Origin of the sequence: Gordonibacter pamelaeae 7-10-1-b (assembly GCF_000210055.1) — a bacterium.
Classification (GTDB): domain Bacteria; phylum Actinomycetota; class Coriobacteriia; order Coriobacteriales; family Eggerthellaceae; genus Gordonibacter; species Gordonibacter pamelaeae.
Map to the genome: position 1 here is coordinate 465583 of NC_021021.1, position 2814 is coordinate 468396.

Here is a 2814-nt window from a genome sequence, read left to right on the forward strand (position 1 = left end):
AGACCCAGGACGTGCGCCTCTCGAAGCGCGCGCGCCGCAAGGCGGCCGCGCCCGCCGGGACCCAGGTGAGGATGGGCACGGCCGGGAAGCTCTTCGGCGTGCCCGGCTTCGTGGCGCACCGAACCTCTCGCGCTCCGCCTCCCGCGGGCGCACCGTCGTGGCGTCGCTCGCGGTGAGCGTGGTGCTCATCGTGGCCACCGGCAGCCTGGCCGACGCGCTCTCGCCCATCTCCGACCGGGTCGGGCGCGGCGGCGCGGCGGGCCAGGCGGACGTCACGGTGTCGGCGCACGTGGACTCCTACGAGCAAGGGTCGACCGCCGATCTGCACTCCTACGCCCAGGAGCTCGAACGCTTCCTCGAGCAGGCCCGCGCTGTCGAGGGGGTCGAGTTCCTGGGCTCCACGCGCCAGGGGCAGGCCGAGGCCGTCGTGCCTGCGGGCATGATCTCGCCCGAGGCGAGGGCGGCGCGCGAGCTCATCGACGCCGAGCGGCGCGCCGCATACAGCGCGCCGAGCTTCAACGCGCAGGGGGACTACCTCGGATACCTGGCGCTGTTCTACCTCGACGACGCCTCGTGGCGCTCGCTCGTGGCGGAGCTGGGCCAGGACGAGGCGGCGTTCTGCGATCCGGACAACCCGCGCGCCATCGGCCTGAACACGTTCCAGGAAACGCTCGCGGACGGCACCTACGTCTCGGCCGAGCCCTTCGCCGGCACGGGAAGCATCGAGCTGTACACGGTGGATCGCCGCGAGGGCCTGGCCTTCATGGGATTGCGGGAAGGCCCGAACGGAGAGCTCGTTGCAAGCTATACCGATGGGAACGACCCGAACCAGCGTATCGAGACGTTCCCGATCGAGGAGGTGGCGGCGAAGCGCGTCCTCGACGTGGGCGCGCTCACCGAGGGCGAGCCCGGCGTCCTGAACGCCTTGGCCGCGAGCAGCCAGTTCCCCGCGCTCGTCCTTCCCGAGAGCGCGGCCGCCGCCCCTGCGGACGACCGCTTCGCCAGCCCGTTCACGTACTCGTTCGCAAGCTTCTCCTTCAAGGCGGCCGACCACGCGAAGGCCGCCGAGGAGCTCGAGGCGCTCGCGCAGGGCCTCGACGGCGTCACCCTGTACGTGAGCGACCTCGCGGAGAGCGCGCGCCAAAACCGCCTGATGACGCAGGCCATCCAGCTGTTCGTGATGTGCTTCTCCCTCATCATGGCGCTCATCGCGGTGGCGAACGTGTTCAACACGCTGGCGAACAGCATCATCCTGCGCACCCGCGAGTTCGCGGTGCTGAAGTCGGCGGGCATGGGCAACCGCGCGTTCGCCCGGATGCTCGCCTACGAGTGCGCGAGCTACGCGGCGCGCGGCCTCGTGATCGGCCTGGCGGCGGCCACGGCCGTGGCCTGGGCGCTCCACCGGGCCACGTCGCTGGCGTTCGAGGGCCTGGCGTTCTCGCTGCCATGGGCCTACGTGGGCGCTGCGGTGGGCATGGTGCTGGCAGTGCTCGCCCTGAGCGTGGCCTACGCGCTCGTCCGCGCCCGCGCCGGCAGCATCGTGGAGGCCCTGCGCGCCGACGCGATCTAAAAGGGCAGGCTCCTCGCCCCGTCCTGCTCGAGCAGGACGGGGCGCTCCCTCCCTCAGCGGTTCTCTATGTGGCCGATGTTTTTGAGCTCGATGTTGATGAGGCCGTTCGGGCCGCTCACGAACTCGATGAAGTCGGGGTTCTCGCCGTACTCGGCCGGGAAGGTTATGTCGATGCCCGTGTCGGTGCGGATCTTGTGGCTCTTCGCCACGCGCTTGGCCACGCTCTTCTCCACCACCACGCGCTCGGGCAGGGCCTCCTCGGCAAGCGCCTCCTCGAAGCGCTTCTGCAGGGGCTCGTCCTCGAACACCTCCTCGCCCAGGTCCCACGGGGCCAGCTCGTCGGACTCGTCGGCGTTCTCGGCCACGTAGGCCTTCGCCTTCGACACCGCCACGGCCGTGTTGGCGCCGTATTCCTCGGCCACTTCCTCCACCAGGCGCGCCACCGTGTCGAACACCTCCTTGCTCGACGCCTCCATCGAGCATTGCAAGAGGCCGTCGGGGATGAGCCAGCGGCGCTCGCCCGCGATCTCGCGCTCCTTGTCGCAGAACGACACGGAGAGCGTCTTGGACTCCACCACCGCGAACGACGCCACCTTCTGCGAGGGGTTCGGCAGGATGGCGTGGTGGCGCGCCACGTCCACGCGCTGCGCGCCGCTCTCGCCGTAGCCCACCTCGTGCATATAGGCCTGTTTGCTCTCCAGCAGCATGAACGCGAAGTAGCGCTTGCCGCGCGCCTCGTAGGCGGCCACGGCCTCCTCGTCGTCCATCGCGCGCACCGTGGTATCGGGATCGTCCTCGAAGTCGAGCACCAAGAGGTCGGCCGACTCGCTCTTCTCCATCCGCCCCAGCTCGCCGGCTATGAACTCCGCCACCTGGACGGACAGGTCCACGAACCCGCGCTGCCCGCGGAAGTAGGCGCGCAGCTCCTCGGCGAACATGCTGTCCTCGGCGAACTCGCCGCGCTTGCTGTCCATGTTGCCGAGCGCCTTCTTTGCATGGCTCGTCACGTAGCGCTTCGCGTTCTTGCTGGCAAGGTCCAGCTCCTCCTGGGCGTACACGTTCACGCACGACACGAAGTCGAAGACGTGCAGGATGGCATGGTTTATCTTCATGAACGGCTTTCCTCTTTCTCTTCCATTTCCTCGAACCCCCACAGGCGCACCTCGGGCACGAGCTCCACGCCCGCGCTCTCGCGCACGCGCGCCTGCACGTCGGCGATGAGCCGCCGCACGTCGGCAGCCGTC

At 69.4% G+C, this 2814-nt stretch carries 2 protein-coding genes; one reads left to right on the plus strand and one right to left on the minus strand.

The annotated features are described in order from the left end of the window. The first annotated feature begins 157 nt into the window (after positions 1-157). Positions 158-1570 (plus strand): ABC transporter permease, encoded by a 1413-nt coding sequence (locus GPA_RS02175; RefSeq protein WP_049783981.1) that lies wholly within the window; start codon positions 158-160, stop codon positions 1568-1570. Positions 1571-1623: 53 nt separating this feature from the next. Here the strand turns inward: GPA_RS02175 and GPA_RS02180 are convergent, their stop codons facing one another. Beyond that, entirely contained in the window at positions 1624-2682 is a 1059-nt protein-coding gene (locus GPA_RS02180; protein WP_015538810.1) for a nucleoid-associated protein, read from the minus strand. Positions 2683-2814 lie beyond the last annotated feature (132 nt).

Coding starts and splice junctions, on each gene's coding strand:
- GPA_RS02180 (WP_015538810.1), bottom strand. CDS start 2,682: ATGAAGATAAACCATGCCATCCTGCACGTCTTCGACTTCGTGTCGTGC.